This window comes from Nonomuraea phyllanthi, assembly GCF_006334985.2.
Classification (GTDB): domain Bacteria; phylum Actinomycetota; class Actinomycetes; order Streptosporangiales; family Streptosporangiaceae; genus Nonomuraea; species Nonomuraea phyllanthi.
This window is the reverse complement of record NZ_VDLX02000017.1, coordinates 55175-76553: the sequence shown is the minus strand read 5'-3', so window position 1 is coordinate 76553 and position 21379 is coordinate 55175. Positions and strand designations below refer to the sequence as shown.

23 protein-coding genes are annotated in these 21379 nt (G+C 73.2%); 10 read left to right on the top strand and 13 right to left on the bottom strand.

Features of this window, described 5'->3' with window-relative positions; genetic code table 11:
* The first annotated feature begins 29 nt into the window (after nucleotides 1-29).
* Genes dhaK through FH608_RS36675 form a run of 3 tightly spaced genes read left to right on the top strand, consistent with a single transcriptional unit; the run spans nucleotide 30 to nucleotide 2001 of the window.
* Complete coding sequence (dhaK, locus tag FH608_RS36685; RefSeq protein ID WP_139634983.1) at nucleotides 30-1010, top strand: dihydroxyacetone kinase subunit DhaK; 981 nt, start codon at nucleotides 30-32, stop codon at nucleotides 1008-1010.
* The gene (gene dhaL, locus FH608_RS36680; protein ID WP_139634982.1) at nucleotides 1010-1627 is read left to right on the top strand and encodes a dihydroxyacetone kinase subunit DhaL; all 618 of its coding nucleotides are present in this window, start codon (nucleotides 1010-1012) and stop codon (nucleotides 1625-1627) included. The genes dhaK and dhaL overlap by 1 nt, the downstream gene beginning before the upstream one ends.
* Nucleotides 1627-2001 carry a PTS-dependent dihydroxyacetone kinase phosphotransferase subunit DhaM gene (locus FH608_RS36675; protein ID WP_139634981.1) on the top strand — a complete coding sequence of 125 codons (375 nt, stop codon included), beginning with the start codon at nucleotides 1627-1629 and terminating at the stop codon, nucleotides 1999-2001. The genes dhaL and FH608_RS36675 overlap by 1 nt, the downstream gene beginning before the upstream one ends.
* Nucleotides 2002-2021: 20 nt before the next feature.
* On the opposite strand, the gene FH608_RS36670 is transcribed toward FH608_RS36675, so the two are convergent.
* The 4 genes from FH608_RS36670 to FH608_RS36655 form a co-directional block, all read right to left on the bottom strand.
* Nucleotides 2022-3683: a thiamine pyrophosphate-binding protein gene (locus tag FH608_RS36670; protein WP_139634980.1), complete on the bottom strand. Its 1662-nt coding sequence runs from the start codon at nucleotides 3681-3683 to the stop codon at nucleotides 2022-2024.
* Nucleotides 3680-4453 carry a cyclase family protein gene (locus tag FH608_RS36665; protein ID WP_139634979.1) on the bottom strand — a complete coding sequence of 258 codons (774 nt, stop codon included), beginning with the start codon at nucleotides 4451-4453 and terminating at the stop codon, nucleotides 3680-3682. The genes FH608_RS36670 and FH608_RS36665 overlap by 4 nt, the downstream gene beginning before the upstream one ends.
* A 102-nt stretch (nucleotides 4454-4555) precedes the next feature.
* Nucleotides 4556-5158 (bottom strand): hypothetical protein, encoded by a 603-nt coding sequence (locus FH608_RS36660; RefSeq protein ID WP_139634978.1) that lies wholly within the window; start codon nucleotides 5156-5158, stop codon nucleotides 4556-4558.
* An 81-nt stretch (nucleotides 5159-5239) separates the two neighbouring features.
* Nucleotides 5240-5668: a CBS domain-containing protein gene (locus FH608_RS36655; protein ID WP_139634977.1), complete on the bottom strand. Its 429-nt coding sequence runs from the start codon at nucleotides 5666-5668 to the stop codon at nucleotides 5240-5242.
* A gap of 257 nt (nucleotides 5669-5925) precedes the next feature.
* Here FH608_RS36655 and FH608_RS36650 point away from each other — a divergent pair, with 257 nt between their 5' ends.
* Nucleotides 5926-6510, top strand: coding sequence for a 4'-phosphopantetheinyl transferase family protein (locus tag FH608_RS36650; RefSeq protein ID WP_139634976.1), 585 nt, complete (start codon nucleotides 5926-5928; stop codon nucleotides 6508-6510).
* A gap of 9 nt (nucleotides 6511-6519) precedes the next feature.
* Here FH608_RS36650 and FH608_RS36645 read toward each other — a convergent pair whose 3' ends face one another.
* Complete coding sequence (locus tag FH608_RS36645) at nucleotides 6520-7440, bottom strand: cation diffusion facilitator family transporter (RefSeq protein ID WP_139634975.1); 921 nt, start codon at nucleotides 7438-7440, stop codon at nucleotides 6520-6522.
* A gap of 34 nt (nucleotides 7441-7474) precedes the next feature.
* On the opposite strand from FH608_RS36645, the gene FH608_RS36640 reads away from it, so the two are divergent.
* The 3 genes from FH608_RS36640 (at nucleotide 7475) to FH608_RS36630 (ending at nucleotide 10400) form a co-directional block, all read left to right on the top strand.
* Nucleotides 7475-7933, top strand: a complete 459-nt coding sequence (locus FH608_RS36640; protein WP_139634974.1) for a MarR family winged helix-turn-helix transcriptional regulator — start codon at nucleotides 7475-7477, stop codon at nucleotides 7931-7933.
* A gap of 89 nt (nucleotides 7934-8022) precedes the next feature.
* Nucleotides 8023-8670 (top strand): LppX_LprAFG lipoprotein, encoded by a 648-nt coding sequence (locus FH608_RS36635; protein ID WP_139634973.1) that lies wholly within the window; start codon nucleotides 8023-8025, stop codon nucleotides 8668-8670.
* Nucleotides 8667-10400 carry an MFS transporter gene (locus FH608_RS36630; RefSeq protein ID WP_226900226.1) on the top strand — a complete coding sequence of 578 codons (1734 nt, stop codon included), beginning with the start codon at nucleotides 8667-8669 and terminating at the stop codon, nucleotides 10398-10400. Before FH608_RS36635 ends, FH608_RS36630 begins: the two co-directional genes overlap by 4 nt.
* 6 nt (nucleotides 10401-10406) lie before the next feature.
* On the opposite strand, the gene FH608_RS36625 is transcribed toward FH608_RS36630, so the two are convergent.
* The 7 genes from FH608_RS36625 to FH608_RS36595 all read right to left on the bottom strand — a co-directional run bounded on the left by FH608_RS36625 (nucleotide 10407) and on the right by FH608_RS36595 (nucleotide 17982).
* The gene (locus FH608_RS36625; protein ID WP_139634972.1) at nucleotides 10407-11288 is read right to left on the bottom strand and encodes an NAD(P)H-binding protein; all 882 of its coding nucleotides are present in this window, start codon (nucleotides 11286-11288) and stop codon (nucleotides 10407-10409) included.
* The gene (locus FH608_RS36620; protein WP_226900225.1) at nucleotides 11285-11923 is read right to left on the bottom strand and encodes a TetR/AcrR family transcriptional regulator; all 639 of its coding nucleotides are present in this window, start codon (nucleotides 11921-11923) and stop codon (nucleotides 11285-11287) included. Before FH608_RS36620 ends, FH608_RS36625 begins: the two co-directional genes overlap by 4 nt.
* A gap of 129 nt (nucleotides 11924-12052) precedes the next feature.
* Nucleotides 12053-13315, bottom strand: a complete 1263-nt coding sequence (gene aspS / locus FH608_RS36615) for an aspartate--tRNA(Asn) ligase (RefSeq protein WP_139634970.1) — start codon at nucleotides 13313-13315, stop codon at nucleotides 12053-12055.
* A gap of 294 nt (nucleotides 13316-13609) precedes the next feature.
* On the bottom strand, nucleotides 13610-15001 hold the full coding sequence (gene der, locus FH608_RS36610; RefSeq protein WP_139634969.1) for a ribosome biogenesis GTPase Der: 1392 nt from the start codon (nucleotides 14999-15001) through the stop codon (nucleotides 13610-13612).
* Nucleotides 15002-15039: 38 nt separating this feature from the next.
* Nucleotides 15040-15762, bottom strand: coding sequence for a (d)CMP kinase (gene cmk / locus FH608_RS36605; RefSeq protein ID WP_226900224.1), 723 nt, complete (start codon nucleotides 15760-15762; stop codon nucleotides 15040-15042).
* A 229-nt stretch (nucleotides 15763-15991) separates the two neighbouring features.
* The gene (locus tag FH608_RS36600) at nucleotides 15992-17362 is read right to left on the bottom strand and encodes a carotenoid oxygenase family protein (protein WP_139634968.1); all 1371 of its coding nucleotides are present in this window, start codon (nucleotides 17360-17362) and stop codon (nucleotides 15992-15994) included.
* The gene (locus FH608_RS36595; protein ID WP_139634967.1) at nucleotides 17359-17982 is read right to left on the bottom strand and encodes a TetR/AcrR family transcriptional regulator; all 624 of its coding nucleotides are present in this window, start codon (nucleotides 17980-17982) and stop codon (nucleotides 17359-17361) included. The genes FH608_RS36600 and FH608_RS36595 overlap by 4 nt, the downstream gene beginning before the upstream one ends.
* A 114-nt stretch (nucleotides 17983-18096) precedes the next feature.
* On the opposite strand from FH608_RS36595, the gene FH608_RS36590 reads away from it, so the two are divergent.
* The 3 genes from FH608_RS36590 to FH608_RS36580 are packed head-to-tail and all read left to right on the top strand — an operon-like array spanning nucleotide 18097 to nucleotide 20058.
* Nucleotides 18097-18942 (top strand): glycosyltransferase family 2 protein, encoded by an 846-nt coding sequence (locus tag FH608_RS36590; protein WP_193318829.1) that lies wholly within the window; start codon nucleotides 18097-18099, stop codon nucleotides 18940-18942.
* Nucleotides 18935-19831, top strand: a complete 897-nt coding sequence (locus tag FH608_RS36585) for a glycosyltransferase family 2 protein (RefSeq protein ID WP_139634966.1) — start codon at nucleotides 18935-18937, stop codon at nucleotides 19829-19831. The genes FH608_RS36590 and FH608_RS36585 overlap by 8 nt, the downstream gene beginning before the upstream one ends.
* 20 nt (nucleotides 19832-19851) lie before the next feature.
* On the top strand, nucleotides 19852-20058 hold the full coding sequence (locus tag FH608_RS36580) for a DUF2795 domain-containing protein (RefSeq protein ID WP_139634965.1): 207 nt from the start codon (nucleotides 19852-19854) through the stop codon (nucleotides 20056-20058).
* Between the two features lie 78 nt (nucleotides 20059-20136).
* Here the strand turns inward: FH608_RS36580 and FH608_RS36575 are convergent, their stop codons facing one another.
* Entirely contained in the window at nucleotides 20137-21348 is a 1212-nt protein-coding gene (locus FH608_RS36575) for an NAD(P)/FAD-dependent oxidoreductase (protein WP_139634964.1), read from the bottom strand.
* Between the last annotated feature and the right edge of the window lie 31 nt (nucleotides 21349-21379).

Below are 21379 nucleotides of genomic sequence, written 5' to 3'. Positions count from 1 at the left end.
GCTCGTGAAAGTGGGCAGATCTTCTCACCATGAAGAAGCTCATCAACACGGCCGATTCCGTCGTTGAGGACGCACTGAACGGCATGGCCGCGGCCCATCCCTCCCTGCTGGTCCGCGACCGCGTGGTCTACCGGGCCGAGGGCCCGCGGGCCGGGAAGGTCGGGCTCGTGTCGGGCGGCGGCTCGGGGCACGAGCCGCTCCACGTCGGTTTCGTCGGCTACGGCATGCTCGACGCCGCCTGCCCCGGCGAGATCTTCACCTCCCCCGTCCCCGACCAGATCATCGACGCGACCAGGGCGGTCGACGGCGGCGCGGGTGTCCTGCACATCGTCAAGAACTACACCGGCGACGTGCTGAACTTCGAGATGGCCGCCGAGCTCGTCGAGGACGTCCGGGTGGCGAGCGTGCTGATCGACGACGACGTGGCCGTCCAGGACTCCCTCTACACGGCGGGGCGGCGCGGCACCGGGGCGACGCTGTTCGTGGAGAAGATGGCGGGCGCGCTGGCCGAGGCGGGCGCGCCGCTCGACCAGGTCGCGCTGGTGGCGGGCGAGGTGGACGAGCGCAGCAGGTCGTTCGGCATCGCGCTGACGTCGTGCACGACGCCGCACGCGGGCAAGCCGACGTTCGACCTGCCGGACTCGGACGTGGAGCTGGGCATCGGCATCCACGGCGAGCCGGGCCGGGCCAGGGGGCCGATGGTGTCGGCGCGCGAGCTGGCCGGGGCCGCCATGGAGGCGATCCACGGCGACCTGCCGCTCCGGGGCGACCTGCTGGTCATGGTGAACGGCATGGGCTCGACCCCGCTCATGGAGCTGTACATCGTCTTCGCCGAGGTGGCGGCGTTCGTCAAGGGCAAGGGGGCCCGGGTGGCGCGCTCGCTCGTGGGCAACTACGTGACGAGCCTCGACATGCAGGGCTTCTCCGTGTCCGTCTGCCTGCTCGACGACACGCTCACCCGCCTGTGGGACGCTCCGGTCGAGACGCCGGGGCTGCGCTGGGGGCGCTGATGGAGGCCGACGTGTTCGTGGCCTGGTTCGAGGCGGCGGCCAGGATGGTGCACGACGAGCGCGACCGCCTGACCAGGCTGGACGCCGCGATCGGCGACGCCGACCACGGCACCAACCTCGACCGCGGCCTCACCGAGGTCCGCGCGGCGCTGGACGGGTCACCGCCCGAGACGCCGGGCCAGGTGCTGGCCACGGCGGGCGCGACGCTGATCCGCCGCGTCGGGGGCGCTTCCGGGCCGCTGTACGGGTCCGTGTTCCGGCAGATGGCCAAGTCGCTGGAGTCGCCGGTGACGCTGGCCGGGTTCGCGGCGGCGTTCGAGGACGGCGTGGTGGCGCTCGAACGGCTGGGCAAGGCCGTGCCGGGCGACAAGACCATGGTCGACGCGCTGACCCCGGCCTCGCGGGCGCTGGCGCTGGCCGTACGCGACGGGGTGGGGGTGCGGGAGGCGTTCCGGCAGGCGGCCAGGGCGGCCGAGGAGGGCGCCAAGGCCACCATCCCGATGCAGGCCCGCAAGGGCCGGGCCAGCTACCTGGGCGAGCGCAGCGTCGGGCACGAGGACCCCGGCGCGGCCTCGGCCGCCCTGTTCATGGCGGCCCTCGCCTCCGTGGTGGCGTGATGGTGGGGATCGTGCTCGTGGCGCACAGCGCGGGGCTGGCGGCCGAGGCGGCGGCGCTGGCCCGCGGGATCGCCGGTCCCGGGACGCCGGTGGCGGCGGCCGGCGGCACGGATGACGGCGGTCTCGGCACGAGCGTGGACCTCATCGAGGCGGCGCTGCGCGACGTCGACCAGGGCGACGGCGTGCTGCTCATCCCCGACCTGGGCAGCTCGGTGCTGACCGCCCGCCTGCTGGAGGAGGACGGGCGGGTGGTGGTGGCCGACGTGCCGTTCGTGGAGGGGGCCATCGCGGCGGCGGTGGCGGCGGGCGCGGGCGCGGCGCTGGCCGACGTGCTGGAGGCGGCCGAGGAGGCGCGCGCGTACCGCAAGCTCTGACGCCGCGCGCGCCCCCGGGGTCAGTGGCCCTTGAACGCCTCCTCCAGCCACCAGGAGCCGCGCTCCCCGGTGACCTTGGCGTGCACCATGAGCGGCCGGTCGCGCGGCCCGTCCAGCCAGCCGGCCACGCCCGCCAGGTGGGACGGCTCGGTCACCGTGACGGCGTCGAAGCCGTGGCCGCGCGCGATGGCGGCGAGATCGGCGGGCGGGAACCTGACCGTGTCGAGCGGGTGCCCGTGCGGCCCGAAATGGTGCACTTCGGCGCCGTACGCCTCGTCGTCGTACACCACGACCACCATCGGCAGGCCGAGCCGTACGACGGTCTCCAGCTCGGCGAGGCCCATGAGCGCGCCGCCGTCGCCGAGCGCGGCCACCGGCAGCCGGTCCGGCTGCGCCACCGCCGCGCCGATCGCCGTCGCGAGCCCCAGCCCGACCGACTGGAACGCCTGCGTGAAGCAGAACCCGCCCTCATCCGGTACGTCGAGGAACATCGATGGATATCCCATGAAATTCCCGGAATCCACGGCGACGACGCGCTCGCGCGGCAGCAGGTCGTCCAGGCCGATCGTGAGCGTCCTCGGGTCGATCCGGCCGCCGCCGCTCTCGTCCTCGTACGGCACGTCCCGCCAGCGCCCCTCGGCCCTGATGCGCGCCGCGATGTCGTCGGACCGGTAGCCGCGCCGCGGCGTGAGCTGGCCGGCCACCGACTCGGCGACGGCGGCCACGTCGCCCGTCACGCCCAGGTCGGCGCGCGCGTGCGCCGTGAAGGCGGTCGCGTCCAGGTCGACCTTGACCACTCTCGCCTTCGGGGAGATCAGCGTGACGTGGCGGGTGGTCCACATGTTCAGGGAACAGCCCCACGCGACCACGAGATCGGCGCCCCGGATGAGCTCGGCGGCCAGCGGGGTCGCGAAGCCGCCGCTCACGTCGAGGTCCCATGGGCTGCCCCGGAAAAGGCCCTTCGCGACGGCGGAGGTGGCGAGCAGGGCGCCCGCCCGCTCGGCCAGGTCCTCCAGTTCCCGGCGCGCGTGCCGAGCCCCGCGCCCGGCGATGAACACCGGCCGATCGGCCTCGGCGAGCCACCACGCCAACTCCCCCACCTCGTAGTCCGACAGAGCCCCGCCGGCGCCCGGTCCTCCCGCCTGCCGCCCGGCCACGGACTCCGGTGCGGTGGCGGGCGGCTCCGGGAGGGGGCCGGGGCAGGAATCGGCCTGGACGTCGAGGGGCAGGTTCAGCAGCACCGCGCGCCGCTCCTCCACCGCCGTCCGGTACGCCTCCACCGCCCGCGGCACCGCCTCCTCCGGCGTGGCGACGCGGAGCGGCACCGCGCCCACCGCGGCGGCCAGTGTCGGCTGGTCGATGTGGAAGTTGGAGCGCGCCTCCGTGGCCTCCCCCGCCAGCAGGATGAGCGGCGTGCGGCTCTTGGCCGCCTCCGTGAGGCCGGTCAGGGCGTTCGTCAGCCCGGGGCCCTGGTGGACGGACACGACCCCCACCCGCCCGCTCATCCGCGCGTACGCGTCGGCCATCGTGGCGGCCCCGCCCTCGTGGCGGGCGGCGACGAAGCGCACGCCGGCGGCCACGAGGGCGTTGGTGACGTGGAAGTTGCCGCTGCCGACCACCCCGAAGACGGCGTCGACGCCGCAGGCGGCCAGGGCCCGCCCCACGGCCTCGGCGACGATCAACGCTCCACCAGGGCGAGCACGCGTACGGGGCTGCCGGAGCCGCCCAGGATGGGCAGCGGCGGCGCGACCACGACGGCGCCGGTCACCGGGAGCCGGTCGAGGTTGCGCAGCTGGGTCAGGCCGTACTTGCCCGCCCCCAGCAGGTAGGAGTGGCACGGGAAGGCGGGGTCGAAGGAGTGCGCGGCGCCCGCGTCGGTGCCGACGGTCTCCACGCCGAACCCCAGGATGGAGGTCGAGGAGGCGAGCCACTCGGCGCACTCCACGGAGACGCCGGGCGTGTGGGGGCCCGACTCGTCGGCGTTCAGGAAGGCGGCCTGGTCGCCGGCCCGGGTGTCCCAGCCGGTGCGGTAGAGCAGCCAGCCGCCCTCGGGCAGCGGCCCGTTGGCACGCTCCCACTCCTTGACGTGGTCGATCTGGAGCAGGAAGTCGGGGTCCTTGGCGGACTCGGCGGAGAAGTCGAGCACGACGGCGGGCGCGATGAGACTGCGCGCGGGCACCTGGGAGACGTCCTCGCCGTCGCGGCCGGTGATCCAGTGGACGGGCGCGTCGAAGTGCGTGCCGGCGTGCTCGCCCGTGTGGATGTCGTTCCAGTACCAGCCGGGGCCGCGGTCGTCGTAGCGGCTGATCTCCTCCAGGCGGAACGGGATCGTGTTGCCGAACGGCTCGGGCAACTGGAGGATCGGCGTGTCGGACGACAGAGGCGCGGTCAGGTCGATCACCTCGATCGCCCCGCTGCGGACGCTCTCCACGAAGCTCTTCAGTACCGACATGTCATCCTGCTTCCTGTTCCTCGAACATCGCTGCTCGCCATAGGGTAAAGCGTTCGCCGCCCGTGGAGCAGGGGTTCTGGGGGCGGGAGACGCGCGAGGGCGTCAGGCTTTCGTCCACTCCGCGCAGCCGCCGGTCAGGAACGCCTTGTCCGTGGCCTGGATGGTGACGCTCGCGGCCCCCGTCGGCATGCCGGTCGCGATCACGTCGCCGGTCGCGCTGCGCAGCCTGGCCCAGTAGCACATGGTGAACCCCGCGGTCGGGCCGGTGGTGCGGTAGGTGCCGGGCTGGATGTCCTTGCCGACGATCATCGTACGGAGCGAGACGGGGTTGATCGCCGGGTCGGTGCCCGTCCCGGAGCTGGGCTGCCCCTGCCCCGGCTGGTTCTGGCCCGGCGGCGTCTGGCCGGTCGTGGGCTGACCGGCGGGCGGGCTGGCTGGCTGACCGGCGGGCTGGCTGGCCGGGGGCTGGTTCGCCGGCTGGCTCGCCGGCGGCTGGTCGGCGGGCAGGCTGGCGGAGGGCTGCCCGTTCCCGGGCGGAGCCTCCTGGGCCGGGTCCGAGACCTGGGGCTGCCCCGACGGCGACTCCTCGACCGTGACCGTGACCTCGGGCGCGGGCTCCTCCTCGGCCGACGGCGTGGCCGCGCCGAACCCGACGAACACCCCCAGCAGGAACCCCAGCAGGGCGGCGAGCCCTGCGACGAGCACGATGATCGGCGGACTGCTCGTCGCACGCGGGTATTCAGGAGGGGGCGGCCCGTACATCACGGACCAAGCGTGCCATCCCTGTCAACGGTGCAGGTAGTCGACGAGCGACGCCTTCTCCGTCTCCAGCTCCTCGATCGCGCTCTTGACCACGTCGCCGATGCTCACGATGCCGACGAGCCGGCCCTGCTCGACGACCGGCATGTGCCGGAACCGCTGCGTGGTCATGATGCCCCGCAGCGCCTCGACGTTGTCGCCGGGCCCCACCGTGTGCACCTCGGTGGTCATGATCGCCGACACCGGACCCTCGAGGATCGCGGAGCCGCGGTCGTGGAGCCGGCGCACGACATCGCGCTCGGACACGATGCCCTCGATGGTGACGCCGTCGGTGGAGACCACCACGGCGCCGATGTTGCGCTCCGCGAGCGTGGCCAGCAACTCGTGCACCGTCGCTTCCGGCGTCACGGTCGCCACGTCACCGCCCTTGGCGCGAAGGATTGTCCCGATGAGCATCTGCACCACCTCTGCCCTCAGTCTTCCAACCCTGGGTCCAGGCAAACAATCCGGCGGGCGCGGAGTCAAGGGGGGCGCACCAGCTGTTCGGCAGAAGCGGGCGGCCTCGGCGGAGCCGGCGAAAGATCAACGCGCCGCCGCGGGCCGTGAAAGCATGGAGAATGGCCCCGCGCGGCCGTGCCCTGCGCGGCCGCGAAGGATCACGACACCCTTCCGGAGACGAGAAGACCTGAGGACTGACCATCGGACCCTTAGCGATGGGCGGCCGCCCCGACGAGGTGCGCGCCCCCGAGGACTGGCTCACCGAGGTTGAGGTGGAGCGGGCCGGGCGGTTCCGGTTCGAGGCGGACCGGGCCAGCTTCGTGGCCGCCCATCTCCTCGTACGGCTGTGCGCCGCCGCCGCGCTCGACGCGGACCCCTCCACCCTGACGCTGCGGCAGCACTGCGACCTGCACGGCCCGGGGCACGGCAGGCCGTCCATCGAGGAGGCCCCCGACCTCGGCGTCAGCTTCAGCCACACGCGCGGCTACGTGTGCGCGGCGGCCGGGCCGGGCAAGGTCGGCGTGGACGCCGAGCACGTGCCGCCGGGGCCGCTGGACCCGGGGCTCGCCGACCGGGTGCTCACGCCGCGCGAGCGCGCGATGGTCACCGGCAACGACGAGCTGATCAGGCACTGGACGCGCAAGGAGGCGCTGATCAAGCGGGGCGAGCTGACGCTCGACCGGCTGAGCGCGGGCGGCGACGACCTGACCGGCCGGCACCTGCTGGAGTGGAGCATCGGCCCCGACATCAGGGTGGCCGTCGTCACCGACGCCCCCGCCAGGAGGGTGCCCATCCCCTGACGCCGAGGCTCAGCGGCGCAGGGTCGGGGTCGGGTCGAGGAAGACCTGCCGGATCCCGGGAAACCGCTCGCGCAGCCGCCGGTCCACCTCGTCGCAGGCGATCTCCAGCCCCGCCGCGCTGGCCTCGTCCCGGAAGTCGATCTTCGCGGCCACCAGGACGGATCCGGGCCCGATCATCATGGTCAGCAGCTCGACCACGTCCTCCACCTCGGGCGAGGCCAGCAGCACGGCCCGGATGCCGGTCTGGATCCGCTGGGGCGCCGCCTGGCCGATGAGCAGCGACAGGTTCGACTGGATCAGGGTGATCGCCACCACCAGCAGGAGCAGCCCGATCGCGACCGACGCCGCGCCGTCCCACAGCGCCGAGCCCGACAGCTGCGAGCCGAGCAGCCCGGCGGCCGCGACGACCAGGCCCACCAGGGCGGCCGTGTCCTCGAACACCACGGCCTTCAGCGCGGTGTCGGACGTGGTGCGCACCAGGCGTACCGGATGGATCTGGTAGCGCGCGGCCTGGCTGCGCAGCTGCGAGAGCGCCTTGGCGAGCGAGACGGACTCGATGGCGAACGCGACGGCCAGCACGATGTAGGAGGGGGTGAGGTTCGACAGCTCCTCGCCGTGGCTGATCTCGTGCACGCCGTGCGTGATCGAGAACCCGGCGCCGCCCACCAGCGTCGCGACGGCCGCCATCATCGCCCAGACGAACCCGGCCTTGCCGTGCCCGAACGGATGCCGCCGGTCGGCGGGGCGGCTGCCCCGGCGTACCGACACCAGGAGGAGGAGCTCCGTCACGGTGTCGGCGGTCGAGTGGGCCGCCTCCGACAGCATGGCCGCCGAGCCGCTGATGAGGCCGGCGACGAGCTTGGCGAGCGCGATCGTCAGGTTGGCCGCGCCGGCGACCAGGACGGTGCCCAGGCTCTCCTGCTGCTCCATGGCGCTTCACTCTACGTGCGCTAGATTGGGGATCATGAGCGCGCCTCGCTGGCTTTCACCCGCCGAACAGCGTGCCTGGCGTACGCATCTGGCGCTGCACAAGCTGCTCCTGCACCGGCTCGACCGGGAGCTGCAGGAGCATCAGCTCTCGCTGAACGACTACGAGATCCTGGTCAACCTGTCGGAGAGCCAGGACCGGCGCATGCGGATGAGCGACCTCGCGGACGCGACCATCCAGTCGCGCAGCCGCCTGTCGCACCAGATCTCCCGCATGGAGGCCAAGGGCCTGGTGACGAGGGAGGAGTGCCGCGACGACCGGCGGGGCACGTTCGCGGTGCTGACCGACGACGGCTGGGACACGATCCAGCGGGTGGCGCCGCACCACGTGGCGAGCGTGCGCGAGCACTTCGTCGACCGGCTCACCGACGACCAGCTCGACGCGCTCGAGGCGGCCTACGAGCCCATCGTCGAGCACCTGAAGAAGCTGCGCTGACCCTCCGCGGCCCGCCGCCCCGGCATCCGCGACCCAACCGATATCCGCGACGGCTCACGGAGGTTTCCGGCGCTCGCTACGATCCGGTCATGCTCAGAAAGCTCCTCGTCGTGGTCGTTCTCGCGCTGGTGTCGGCGTGCTCGTCGGGCGGCGGCGACGAGCTGCCCGCCGGTCCCGACCTGATGAAGAAGGCCGCGGAGGCCATGAAGGCGGTCAAGTCGGCCGGCTTCTCGATCGCGACGGAGGGCGAGCCGAAGGTGCCGGTGAGGAAGGCCGACGGCCGCCTCACCGCCGCCGGCGACGCCGACGGGACGATCACCATCGACATCCTGGGCACCCTGCAGGAGGTCAGCTTCTCCCTGGTCGGCGACACCGTCCACTTCAAGGGCCCGACGGGCGGCTTCCAGAAGATGACGCGGCAGCAGCTGGCGCAGTTCTACGACCCCTCGGTGATCCTCGACCCCGCCAAGGGCATCGCGCAGCTGCTCACCTCGGTCACCGACCCCAAGGTGGAGGCGCTGGAGGGTGACACCTACCGGGTGGCCACGACGTTCCCCGCGCAGGTGCTCGGCCAGATCATCCCGGGCGTCCAGCAGGGCGTCAACGGCACGGTCTGGCTCGACAAGGCCACCAGCCGGCTCACCAAGGTCAGCCTGCCGCTGCAGAACGGCACGGTGACGGTGTCGTTCAGCGACTACGACGCGCCGGTCACGATCACGCCGCCCGCGGCCGGATGAGGCGCGCCCGCCGGGTCGTGCTCGGCGCCGGGGGCGCGGTGGTGCTGCTGGCCGCGCTCGACGCCTACGTGGTGGTGACGGTCCTGGTCGACGTGGCCGCGGACGTCGGCATCCCGCTGAACCACCTGGAGCGGGCCACGCCGATCGTCACGGGCTTCCTGCTGGGGTACGTGGCCGCGATGCCGCTGCTCGGCCAGTTGTCCGACCGCTTCGGGCGGCGGCCGCTCATCCACGCCTGCCTGGCCGCGTTCGCGCTCGGGTCGGTGCTGACGGCGCTGTCCGCGGGCGAGGTGATGGTGGTGGCCGGGCGCACCGTCCAGGGTGTGGCCGGCGGGGCGCTGCTGCCCATCACGATGGCCCTCATCGGCGACCTGTGGGACGAGCACGAGCGGCCGGTGGCGCTCGGGGCCGTGGGGGCGGCGCAGGAGCTCGGCAGCGCGCTCGGGCCCCTGTACGGCGGGGTGGTGGCGGGGATCCCGGCGACCGTGGTGGCGGGGGTGGAGCTGGGGGGCTGGCACGCCATCTTCTGGATCAACGTCCCGCTCGCCGCCCTGGCCGCGGTCGCGGTGCACCTCACGGTCCCCTCCGGCACGCCGGGCGAGCGCCGCCAGGACGCGGCGACACGTACGCACGGCACGGTGAACGCGGCGTCCAGGGTCTCCGGCGGCACGGAGGCGGCACCCCAGGCGGTCGGCACCACGGAGCCGGCACCACGGCCGACCGCCGCCGCAGCTGAGACGGGCGCCGTGGAAACGGCCGAGGTGGAGACGGGCGGGGCGGGAGCCGTCGTCGCGGACCTGGGCGGCCGTAAGGAGAGCTTCCGGGGTGGGGCCGGGCGGCGGGTGGACGTCACCGGCGGGGCGCTGCTGGCCCTGGCGCTCGGCCTGCTGGTCGTGGGCCTCTACAACCCCGACCCGGCCGAGTCCCTGCTCCCCCCGTGGGGCCTGGCGCTGATCGCGGCGGGGCTCGTGGCGGGCGGGATCTTCGTGTGGTGGGAGATCCGCTCGCCGGTCCGCCTCCTCGACCTGTCCGCCGCCCGCAAGGGCCCCCTGCTCGCCACCCTGGCCGTCAGCTTCCTGGCCGGGGCCGCGCTGCTGGTGACCATGGTGTTCGTCCAGCTCACCGCCCAGACGCTGCTCGGCGAGGACGCGCTGGGAGCGTCGCTTGTGCTGGCCAGGTTCCTGGCCGCGCTCACCGCCGGCGCCCTGCTCGGCGGCGTCATCGGCCGCGCGCTGGGCGAGCGCGTCGTGGCGGTGGCGGGGATGGCGGTGGGCGCGGCGGGCTACTGGCTGATGAGCCGGTGGCCGCTCGACCTCGAGAGCGCGGGCCTGGTCGTGGACCTCGACCTGGTGGTGGCCGGGCTCGGACTGGGCCTGGTCATCGCCCCCGTGTCCTCGGCGGTGCTGCGCGTCAGCCCGGCCGCCCAGCACGGCGTGGCGTCGGCGGCGGTCGTGGTGGCCAGGATGATGGGCATGCTGATCGGCATCGCGGCCGTGTCGGCGTGGGGTTTCCACCGGTTCCAGTCGCTGACCGCCCATCTGGACACGCCGCTCCCGTTCGGCGTGGACGCGGTCACGTACCAGCGGCAACTGGCGGAGTACACCGCGAAGGTGCAGGCGGCGCTGCACACGGAGTACACCGAGATGTTCCTGGTCACGGCGTTCATCTGCCTGGTGGGCGCGGCGGTGGCGCTGATGGTGCCCCGCGCCGGGGCGGGCGTCCGCCGGTAGGGGGCGTCAGGGGCGGAAGTCGCCGGCGTGGGCGTGCGCCCAGTCGGCGAAGGTCTGCGCGGGCCGGCCGGTGAGCTTCGGCACGATGGTGGTGATCTCGGGGACCGTCTCGACGCCCGCCGCCCACGCACGCATGATCACCTCCACCCCTGCGGGCGGCATGACCTCGCCGAGATCGGCCCGCGCCTCCTCGGGCGTCACCTTCTCGACGGTGATCTCCCGGCCTAGTGCCGCGCCGATGTGCCCGACCAGCTCCCGCAGCGTGAGCACCTGGGGCCCGTACACGGTGTACGCCTGCCGCCCGTGCCCCGGCTCCGTCAGCGCCGTCACCGCGAGGGCGGCCATGTCGCGCTCGCTGACGGGCGCGGTCATCGCGTCGGGGTACGGCAGCCGGACGGCCTCGCCCTTCCTGATCGGCCCGCCCCACCACCACAGGGTGTTGGTGGCGAACATCCCCGGCCGGATGAACGTCCAGGACAGGCCGGAATCCTCGATGGCCGACTCGACGGCGCGGTGCTGCCGGGCGATCGGGTTGCCGCCGGAACGGGGCAGGACGACCGCCGCGGACGACAGCAGGACCACGTGCCGCACCCCCGCCGCGCGGGCCGCCTTCAGGAAACCGTCGATCCCGTCGGGCTTGGCGTAGATGAAGGCGCTCGTGGCGCCCTCCAGCGCGGCGGGCAGGGTGTCGGGCCGGTCCAGGTCGGCCGCCACCACCTCGACGCTCTCGCCCGCGAGGCCGCCGAGAGGCCCGGCGGCCTGGCCGGGCATGGCGGCCGCCGCGCCGGGGGTCCTGCTCGTCAGGCGGAGCGGGCGTCCTGCCGCGCGCAGACCCGCGGCGACGTGGCGGCCCACGTTTCCCCTTGCGCCGAAAACGACCGTGATCATCGTGCGGGACCTCCCTGGTCCTCGGTGAGCAGGGCGACGAGCTGGGTGCGCAACAGCTCGCGGATCTCCGGCGACAGCGGGTCGCCGTCGAGGATGTCGCGGACGAACTGCGGCATCGTGATGGGCGCGAAGACGATCGCGTACGCGGCGAGCAGCGCGAACCTGGGATCCAGCCCGGCCCTGAGCTCGCCGTCCTCCTGGCGGCGCCGGGCGTTGTCCACCGCGGCGGCCAGCTCGGCCCGCCGGCTCTCGGCCTGCCGCCTGCCGTCCTCGGCGTCGGCGAACGGGCAGTCGCCGAGCGCCTGCCAGACCACGAGCCGGGCCCAGTCGGGGTTGTCGAGCGTCGCGTCGAGGTGGGCGCCGACGGACTCGGCCAGGGAGGCACCCTCCGGAACCCTGCCGGCCTGGCTCTCCTGCCAGCGCCTGCGCAGCTCGTCGAGCAGGCCCTGCTTGCCGCCGAAGTAGTAGGAGATCAGCTGCTGGTTGACGCCGGCCCGGGCGGCGATGCCCGCCGTGCGCGCGCCCGCGTAGCCCTTGGCGCCGAACTCGCGCACGGCGGCGGCGAGGATGCGCTCCCGCGTCTGCTCCGCGGCGCGGCCACGCTCTTCCGGGCCAGGCGATCTTCTCGAAGCCATACGGGGAAGACTAGCATTCATTCAATCAAATGAATGACAACTGTCCGCGGTCCGCGTGCCGACAGCGCGTCGCCACGCGGACCGCGGCGGCGGGCTCACCCCGGAGGGTGGCCCGCCGCCGTCAGCCGCCTACGGTGACAGGCGGTGGAGGTCGCGGGGGAAGGCGGTGATCTGGCGGATGTTGGCCGCGCCCGTCAGCCGCGCCGTCCACCGTTCCAGCCCCAGCGCGAACCCGCCGTGCGGCGGCATCCCGTACCGGAACGCCTGCAGGTACCCCTCGTACGGCGCCACGTCCCCGTCGAGCGCGGCGACGTAGTCGTCGTACCGGTGCAGCCGCTGCCCGCCGGTCACCAGCTCCAGCCCTCTGAACAGCAGGTCGAAGCCGTTGGAGTAGCCGGGCCGCGCCGGGTCGGGATGGGTGTAGAAGGGCCGCTTCTCCATCGGGTAGCCGGTGACGAACAGGAACTCCGACCCGTGTTCCCGCACCGCCCACTCGCACAGCCACCGCTCCTGCGCGGGAGACAGGTCGGGCTCCTCCGAGTCCGTCAGCTTCTGCGCCTCGGTGAAGTGGATGGCCGGGATCTCCGACGGCACCTCGGGCAGGACGGCCCCGAGCAGGTCGACGGCGGCGGCGGCGCGGCCCCGTACGGATTCCAGCATGCCCGCCACCACCTCCCGCAGCACCACCATGACGTCCCGGTGGTCGCGGACGAAGCCCAGCTCGGCGTCGAGGCTGGTGTACTGGGCGAGGTGACGTACGGTGTCGTGCGGCTCGGCCCGGAAGACGGGCCCGACCTCGTACACCCGCTCGAACACGCCCACCATGGCCTGCTTGTAGAACTGCGGCGACTGCGCCAGGTAGGCGGGCCGGCCGAAGTAGTCGATGCCGAAGACGTTCGCGCCCGACTCGGTGGCCGAGCCGACGATCTTCGGGGTGTGGATCTCGGTGAACCCGAGCCCGTCGAGCGCCTGCCTGAACCCGGCCACGCTCGCGGCCGAGATCTCCAGCGGCGCCCGGAGCAGCGGATGGCGCAGCGCGACCGGCGCGTGGTCGAGGATCGTCGGCAGCCCGGCGGCCACGACGGGCCGGTACAGGTCGAACGGCGGCGCCTCGGACGGTTCCGACAGCACCTCGATCTCCGGCTCCACCAGCTCGACGCCGCCGGGGGCGCGCGGGCCGGTGCGTACGGTGCCCGTGACCTGCACGACGCTCTCCTCACGCGGAAGGCCGGGTGGCTCGCCCACGACCACCACCTGGGCGAGACCGGCGCGGTCCCTGACGACGAGGAAGGACACGGATTTCAGCTGCCGGCGGCGATGGACCCAGCCGGCGATCGTCACTCGTTGCCCGGCGTGCTCAGCGAGCTCCGCCGTCAAGACACGAGAGATCATCACAGCTCCTCACGAGGAATTGCATGACCCCTTGGGAGTGCGGGGGAGAAGGGAGCTCCCGGTGCCACCGCACTTTCGCCGCCTCGCGGTGAGGCGGCCTCCACGACCCGATGACGGGGGTCAGACCGGCGGGGCATTTCCTCCCCGCACTCGGGAGTGTCTTCGCCGGCGGGGCTCGGGACCGCCTTCGCAGCTACCGGCGGCTCTCTGACCCGTGCGGAAACGCCGGCTACTCGTCTCCGTCAACGTGTTGCCGACGATCCTACGAGCTCACCGCCGCGAAGAGCAAAGGCGTTATTTCTCCTTCTTGCCGCGCTTCTCCCGAATCTTCATCGTGACCTCGATCGGCGACCCCGCGAACCCGAACTCCTCCCGGATCCGCCGCTCGATGAAACGCCGGTAGGTGTCCTCCAGCCACCCGGAGGTGAACAGCACGAACTTCGGCGGCTCGACGGAGGCCTGCGTGGCGAAGAGGATCTTCGGCTGCTTGCCGCCCCGCACCGGCGGCGGCGTCTGGTGCACGAGCTCGGTCAGGAACGCGTTGAGCCGCGCCGTCGGGACGCGGGTGGACCACGAGTCGAGGGCCTTCTCCAGCGCGGGCACCAGCCGGTCGACGTGCCGCCCGGTCTTGGCCGAGATGTTGACCCGCAGCGCCCACGGGGTGCGGACGAGCTGCCGGTCGATCTCCTTCTCCAGGTAGTAGCGGCGGTCCTCGTCGAGCAGGTCCCACTTGTTGAACGCCACCACCATCGCCCGCCCCGACTCGATGACCAGGCCGATGATGCGCAGGTCCTGCTCGGTGAGCGGCTCGCTGGCGTCGATCAGCACGATCGCCACCTCGGTGCGCTCCAGCGCCGCGCGGGTGCGCATGGCCGCGTAGTAGTCGGCGCCCTGCAGCTCGCGGTCGCGCCGCCGGATGCCGGCCGTGTCGACGAAGCGCCAGGTGCGCCCGCCCAGCTCGATCAGCTCGTCCACCGGGTCGCGGGTGGTGCCGGCCATGGGGTCGACCAGCACCCGCTCCTCCCCCGCCAGCTTGTTGAGCAGGGAGGACTTGCCGACGTTGGGCTTGCCGAGGAGCGCGACGCGGGCCGGGCCGCGCTCGCCGCCGAAGGTGACGGCGGGCGTCTCGGGCAGCGCGTCGAGGACGACGTCGAGCAGGTCGCCGCTGGAGCGCCCGTGCAGGGCGGAGACGGGGTACGGCTCGCCGAGCCCGAGGGACCACAGCGCGGCGGCCTCCAGCTCCAGCTGCTGGTTGTCGACCTTGTTGGCGGTCAGGATGACCGGCTTGCCCGACTGCCGCAGCACCGAGCCCACGATCTCGTCGGCGTCGGTCGCGCCCACGGTGGCGTCGACGACGAACACGATGACGTCGGCCAGCTCGACGGCGACCTGGGCCTGCTCGGCGATGCGCAGGTTCATCCCCGTCGCCTCTGGGTCCCAGCCGCCGGTGTCGACCACGGTGAAGCGGCGGCCGCGCCAGTTGGCGTCGTAGGTGACCCGGTCGCGGGTCACGCCCGGCACGTCCTCCACGACCGCCTCGCGGCGGCCGATGATGCGGTTGACCAGCGTGGACTTGCCGACGTTGGGCCGGCCCACGATGGCGACGACCGGCAGCGGCGTGGTCTCGCCGTGCTCGCTGATCTCAAGGTCGTCGAGGTCGGCCTCGACCCAATCCCCCGTTGGCATGAATTTTCATCCTTTGTGAGTACCGGACCTGACGGTCGTCAGGTCCGCTCGCGTACATGGTCGCGGCCGCTTCGGAGCTCGTTGGCTTCGCTCTCTCCTTCCGAGCTCCTCCGCTCCGCGACCAGCCTCAGCACCTCCGCGATCACCTCATCGAGAGAGAGCGCGGTGGTGTCGAGCTCGACGGCGCCAGCCGCCATCGAGAGTGGGTCCGTCTTACGTGTCGAGTCGAGGGCGTCGCGCCGGGCCATGGCCTCCTGCTGGGCCGCCACGGTGGAGCCGGCCACCTCAGCGCTGCGCCGCCTGGCCCGGGCCTCCGCGCTGGCCGTCAGGTAGACCTTGACGGTGGCGTCGGGGCAGACGACCGTGCCGATGTCGCGGCCTTCGAGCACGATGTCGCCGGTGCCGGCGATCTCCCGCTGGAGCGCGACGAGCCGGACGCGGACCTCGGGCACGGCGGCCACGGCGGAGACCGCGGCGGTGACCGCGGCCTCCCTGATCGGCCCCGCCACGTCGACGCCGTCGACGTGGATGGTGGGCGCGTCGGGGTCGGTGCCGGACTCGATGCGCGGCTCGCCGCAGCGGGCCGCGACGGCGGCGGGATCGGCGAGGTCGACGCCCTGCCGGAGCATCCACCAGGTCATCGCGCGGTACATCGCCCCGGTGTCGAGATAGCGCAGGCCCAGCGCCCGGGCCACCCCGCGCGACACGCTCGACTTACCCGACCCCGAAGGACCGTCCATGGCGACGACCAGACCGGTCACGGCCTCTCCCTCTTCACGATGTCCAGGAAACCCGGCGCCGCGGGTCACGGGAGCCGCTGACCGGCGGGCCGGCCGCGTCGAACCCGTCGCCGCATCACCCAAGAGAGAGTACCGTGTCCGGCTCGACCCGCGTCCCGTTCGGCCGGCGACCGGCCTCCGTGGCCGCCGATCGCGTCGCGCCGTTCAGCCGGCGATCCAGCTGCCGTGAACGCCGATCGCATTGCGCCGTTCAGCCGGCGATCCAGCTGCCGTGGAAGCCGAGCGGGACCCTGGCGGGCAGGTGCACGGTGGCGACCGGCTCGCCGGTGAAGTCCTGCGCCGACAGGATCACCAGGTCGGCCGCGCCCCGGGCGGCGTTGTTGACGTAGCAGAGCACGTAGCCGTCGTCCTCCGCCGCGCCCGAGCCGACGAACACCGGCTCGCCCACGTACGCGCCCCGCCCGAACTGCCGCGACTCCTGCGTGCCGCGCAGCAGGTCGTGCTTGATCAGGGTGTTGTCGAACGTCTCGTCGGGCAGGTCCTCCATCTCGGCGTCCTTCGGGTGGATCACCTCGTACACGTCGCGGGTGGCCGCGGTGTAGCCATAGCGGTACGGCCGGCCGGTGCGGCGCTCGTCCATGCGCGGGAACTCCTGCGCCCGGTCGTCCAGCCGCGTCTGGCGGACCTTGCCGGTGGCCGGGTTGATGGTCCACCGGTCGAGCGTGGGCAGCCCGCCCAGGTCGAGCCGGGCGTCCACGAACCGCTTGGGGTAGCGGACCACGTCCACGACCACCTCGTCGCCGTCGTCGTACGCGTTGAGCGTGTGGAACACCCAGCACGGCTCCACCTCCACCCACCGCACGTCGCCGCTCTCGCGCGACACGAGCCCGATCCGGGCGGCGTGGGCGTCGTTCCACGCGTACGGCAGGCGGTGCCCCTGCTCGGCGTGGGTCATGCTGAACGTGACGGGCAGGTCGTAGATCACGACGTAGCGCTCGGTGAGCGCGAAGTCGTGCGCCATCGGGGCGTCGGGCACCGGGATCCGCGCGACCTTGGTCACGTTGCCGCCCGGGTCGATCACGATGTGCTGGTGGTGGTCCCAGCCGAAGAAGTACGCGATGGCGTGCAGCTCGCCGGTAGCCGGGTCGAGGTGGGTGTGGGCGGCGTACCCGCCGGGCAGCCCGCCGCCGAAGTCGCACGAGCCGATGGTGTCGAGCTCGTACCCCAGCTCGTACGGCAGCGCCCCCGCCTCGACGGTCGCGAACGTGCGCCCGGCCAGCCCGATGACGTGGGTGTTGGCCGCGAAGTCCATGCCCTCGTGGACGGGCCCCGGCCTGGGCTGCTCGCCGAGCCGCTCGGAGACGGCGGCGTTGCGCACCCAGCGGTTGCGGTACCACTCGGCGCGGCCATCGCGCAGCCGCACGCCGTGCACCATGCCCGCGCCCAGGAAGAGGTGGCCGGCGCCGGCGTCGTCGAGGCTGAGCGGATTGGGGCCGTTGCGCAGGTAGCGGCCGTCGAGCTCGGCCGGGATGCGGCCGGTGACCTCCAGGTCGAAGGCGGTGATCTCCTCGGTCACGGGGGTGAAGCCGCCGGTGTAGGGCGTGCTGGTGCCGGGGGTCATGGTGCGTTCCTCTCGTCGTGGACCAGGAAGGGGGCGAGGACCGAATCGCAGAGCAGCCGGTAGCGGCGCGCCGCCTCCTCGGCCTTGAAGTAGCCGGTGATCTCCAGGCTCACGGCGCCGTGCATGGCCATCCAGAGCACGTCGGCGAGCTCCTCCGCCGGCGCGCCGCGCAGCACGCCGCTCTCCAGGCACTCGCGCACGCACCGCACCAGCAGGTCGAACGTGCGCCTGGCGGCCTGCCTGGCCTCCGGCCCGGCCTTGAAGCCGGCCATGGCGCCCTCGAACATGACCCGGTAGTAGTCGGGCTGGTCCAGCGCGTACGCGCGGTAGGCGTCCAGGCCGGCGCGCAGGGTCGGCAGCGGCCCGCCCTGGCCGTCCACCTCCAGCAGCCGCCGCTCGAACCGCGCGAACCCCTCCAGCCAGAGCGCCTCGCTGAGGCCCTCCTTCCCGCCGAACAGGGTGTAGATCACCTTGGTGGAGCAGCCGACCTCGCCGGAGATCCGCCGCACCGTCAGCGCGGCGGGCCCCTCGGTGACGAGCAGGTGCGTGGCCGCGTCGAGGATGGCGGCCCTGACGACGCTCTGCCCTTCACGCTGGGCCTGCTCGTACGCGGTGACCATGGTAACGCCGTTTCTTGTCGGTAACGTTGTTACCGCCTTTCTACACCGACTCCAAGCGACACGTCAACGGCCTGCGGAAGGACTAACGCCGTTCCTGCCGGTAATGGGGCCTCTGTGAACGAACCGCGCGTCACCGTGGTAGTGGCCAGTCAGGACCGGCTGCGGGCGCTGGCCCGTACGCTCCCCCTGCACCCCCGTCCCGTGATCCTCGTCGACAACGGCTCGTCCGACGGCACCGCGGGGTTCGTGCGCCGTCACTTCCCCGACGTGCGGCTCGTCGAGGCGGGCACGAACCTGGGGGCGCCCGCCCGCAACCTCGGCGTCCGACTGGCCGAGACGCCCTACGTGGCTTTCGCCGACGACGACTCCTGGTGGGAGCCAGGGGCGCTGGAGCGGGCGGCCGACGTGCTCGACGCCCATCCGCGGCTGGCCGTCCTGGGCGCGCGGGTGCTGGTCGGCCCCGAGGAGCGGCTGGACCCGGTGTCGCGGCTGATGCGCGACTCGCCGCTCGGCGTGGAGGCGGACCTGCCCGGGCCGAGCGTGCTGGGGTTCCTGGCGTGCGGGGCGGTGGTGCGCAGGGACGCGTACCTGGAGGCGGGAGGGTTCGACGACGTGATCTTCTTCTTCGGCGAGGAGGAGCGGCTGGCCGTGGACCTGGCGGCGCGGGGCTGGGGGCTGGCGTACGTGGACGGCGTGGTGGCCCACCACCACCCGTCGCCGGCCAGGGACCCGCGCGGCAGGCAGGCGCTGGCCGCCCGCAACGCCGTGCTGACCGCGGTGCTGCGCCGCCCGTGGCGGGTGGTGGCGCGGCGCTCGCTCGACGCCCTGCGCGGCGGCCCGGCCGGCTGGAAGGGGCTGCGCGGCGCCGTACCGAGGCTGCCGCGGGCGCTGGCCGAGCGGCGGGAGCTGCCGCTCGCGGTGGAGCGGGCGCGGCGCACGCTGGAGCGCTCGGATGGCTGATCCGCGGGTCGGCGCCGTCGTGATCACCTGGAACCGCCGCGAGGAGGCGCTCACCTCGGTCGGTCGGCTGCTGGCGCTGCCGGAACGGCCGCACGTGGTGCTGGTGGACAACGGCTCGGACGACGGCACCGCGCAGGCCGTGGCGCGGGCCCACCCCGAGGCGGAGGTGGTGGCGCTGCCCGAGAACCTGGGCGCCGTGGGCCGCAACGTGGGCGTGGCCAGGCTGCGCACGCCGTACGTGGCCTTCGCCGACGACGACACCTGGTGGGAGCCCGGCTCGCTGGCGCGCGCGGCCGACGCGCTGGACGCGCATCCCCGGCTGGCCGTCGTGACCGCTCGCATCCTGGCCGAGCCGGGCGCCCGCGAGGACCCGATCGTCGCCGAGCTGCGCGACTCCCCCGTACGCGGCCCGTCATGGCTTCCAGGACCCGCGCTGGGCAGCTTCCTGGCGGGCGCGTCTGTGTTGCGGCGCGAGGCGTTCCTGGAGTGCGGCGGCTTCAACCGGCGGCTGTGGCTCGGCGGCGAGGAGGAACTGCTGGCCGTGGACCTCGCCACGGCCGGATGGGAGCTGTGCTATCTGGCCGGGCTGACCGTGCACCACCAGGCCTCGCGCCTGCGCGACGCGCACGCCAGGCGGCGGGTGGGGCTGCGCAACACGCTCTGGTTCACCTGGCTGCGCCGCCCGCTGGGCGCGGCCCTGCGGCGCACCGCGCACCTGGCCAGGACCGTGCCGCACGACCGCGTCTCGGCGCTCGCCGCCCTGGACGCGCTGCGCGGCCTGCCGTGGGTGCTGGCCGAACGGCGACGCGTCCCGCCGCGAGTGGAGGCCAGACTCGCGTGCCTGGAGGCATCTCAGGCGAACTCGCGCGCCAGGCGTTACGTCTCGTGAACGGTGGGCAACAGAGAGTCATGAATACTATTCCGAATCCGATCGACCTGCAGAAGCACCTGGGCGGCGTCGAGTACCCGGCCAGCAAGCAGGATCTGATCAAGGCTGCCCGCGAGCACAACGCGGGCAACGAGATCATCAGGGCCCTGGAGGCCATGCCCGACCGCGAGTACGACGGCCCGAACGCCGTCAGCGCGGCCGTCACCAAGGCGGCCTCCAAGCTCTGATCGTGGCAGGCGCGGCGGGCGGGGCCTTCACGGCCCCGCCCGCCGTGTCGTTCCACGCCGTGTCCCGCGCGGTGCCCTTCACCCGCGGCCGGCGGTCAGCGCGAACGCCCGCACCGGCACCAGACCGTGCTTGAGCAGCCAGAACGTGGGCATCGGGCTGCTGCTCACGGTCTCCTTGTACGCGACCGCCAGCCGGCCCTTCAGATGCCCGCGGCGCGGGCTGTCGTCTGGCCGGGTGAACTGGATGACCGCGTCCTTCCTCCCCAGGGAGACGGGCTGATGGACGTATCCGAACCTGAAGGCCCTCGGAGCCTTCCCCCGAAGCGTGGCGGCCAGCGAGTCGGCCGCGTGCAGGCCGGTGGGGATGCCGCCCTGGCAGGTGCCGTGCAGCACGCCGTACGGCTGGGTGACCGCGGCGGCGTCACCGACGGCGTACACGTCGGGGTGGGAGACCGAGCGCAGCGCCGAGTCGACCACGATCCGGCCGCGCTCGTCGACGGTCAGCCCCGACTCCTCCGCCAGCGGCAGGCCCCTGGTGCCGGCGGTCCAGAGCGTGGCGTCGGCGTGGATCAGCTCGCCGCCCGCCTGCTCGATGCCGTCCGGCAGGACCTTGGTGATGTCCACGCCGGTACGTACCTCCACGCCCAGCCGCTCCAGCGCCGCGTCCAGATGCGCTCGTGCCCGCTCGCCCATCATGGCGCCGGGCCGGCCCCTGGTCAGCAGGATGACGCGCAGGCCGGGGTGGGCCTCAGCGATCTCCGTGGCCGACTCGACCCCCGTCAACCCGCCCCCGGCCACCACCACCGTGCCGGTTCCGGGCGTCGGGGTGGCCTGCGTTCCCGCCGTCAGCCCGTCGGTCCGGGGCATCGGGGCCGCCGTGAGCTCGTCCAGGCGCTCGGCGAGCCGTACGGCGGCCGCGTGGTCGTCGTACACGTAGGCGTGCTCGGCCACGCCCGGCACCGAGGCGTCCGTGACGGCGCCCAGCGCGTAGATCAGCTTGTCGTAGCCGAGCACGCGCCCGTCCGCCAGCCGTGCCTCGCGCCGCTCCACGTCCAGGCCCGTCACCCGTCCCTCGACGAGCTCGATGCCGGTGCCCGCGACCACCTCGCTCAGCGGGCGGGTGGCCGGACGCTGCCCGGCAGCCGTCTGGTGCAACCTGAGCCGCTGGGTGAAGCGGGGTGAGGCGTTCACCAGCCGCACCCGTCCGCCCACGCGGCGGGTGCGGACGGCGACCCTGATGGCCGCCGTCACGCCTGTGTATCCCGCTCCCAGTACCAGAATGTCGGTCATTTGCCGTTACCTCCTCGATTCCGCCTTACAG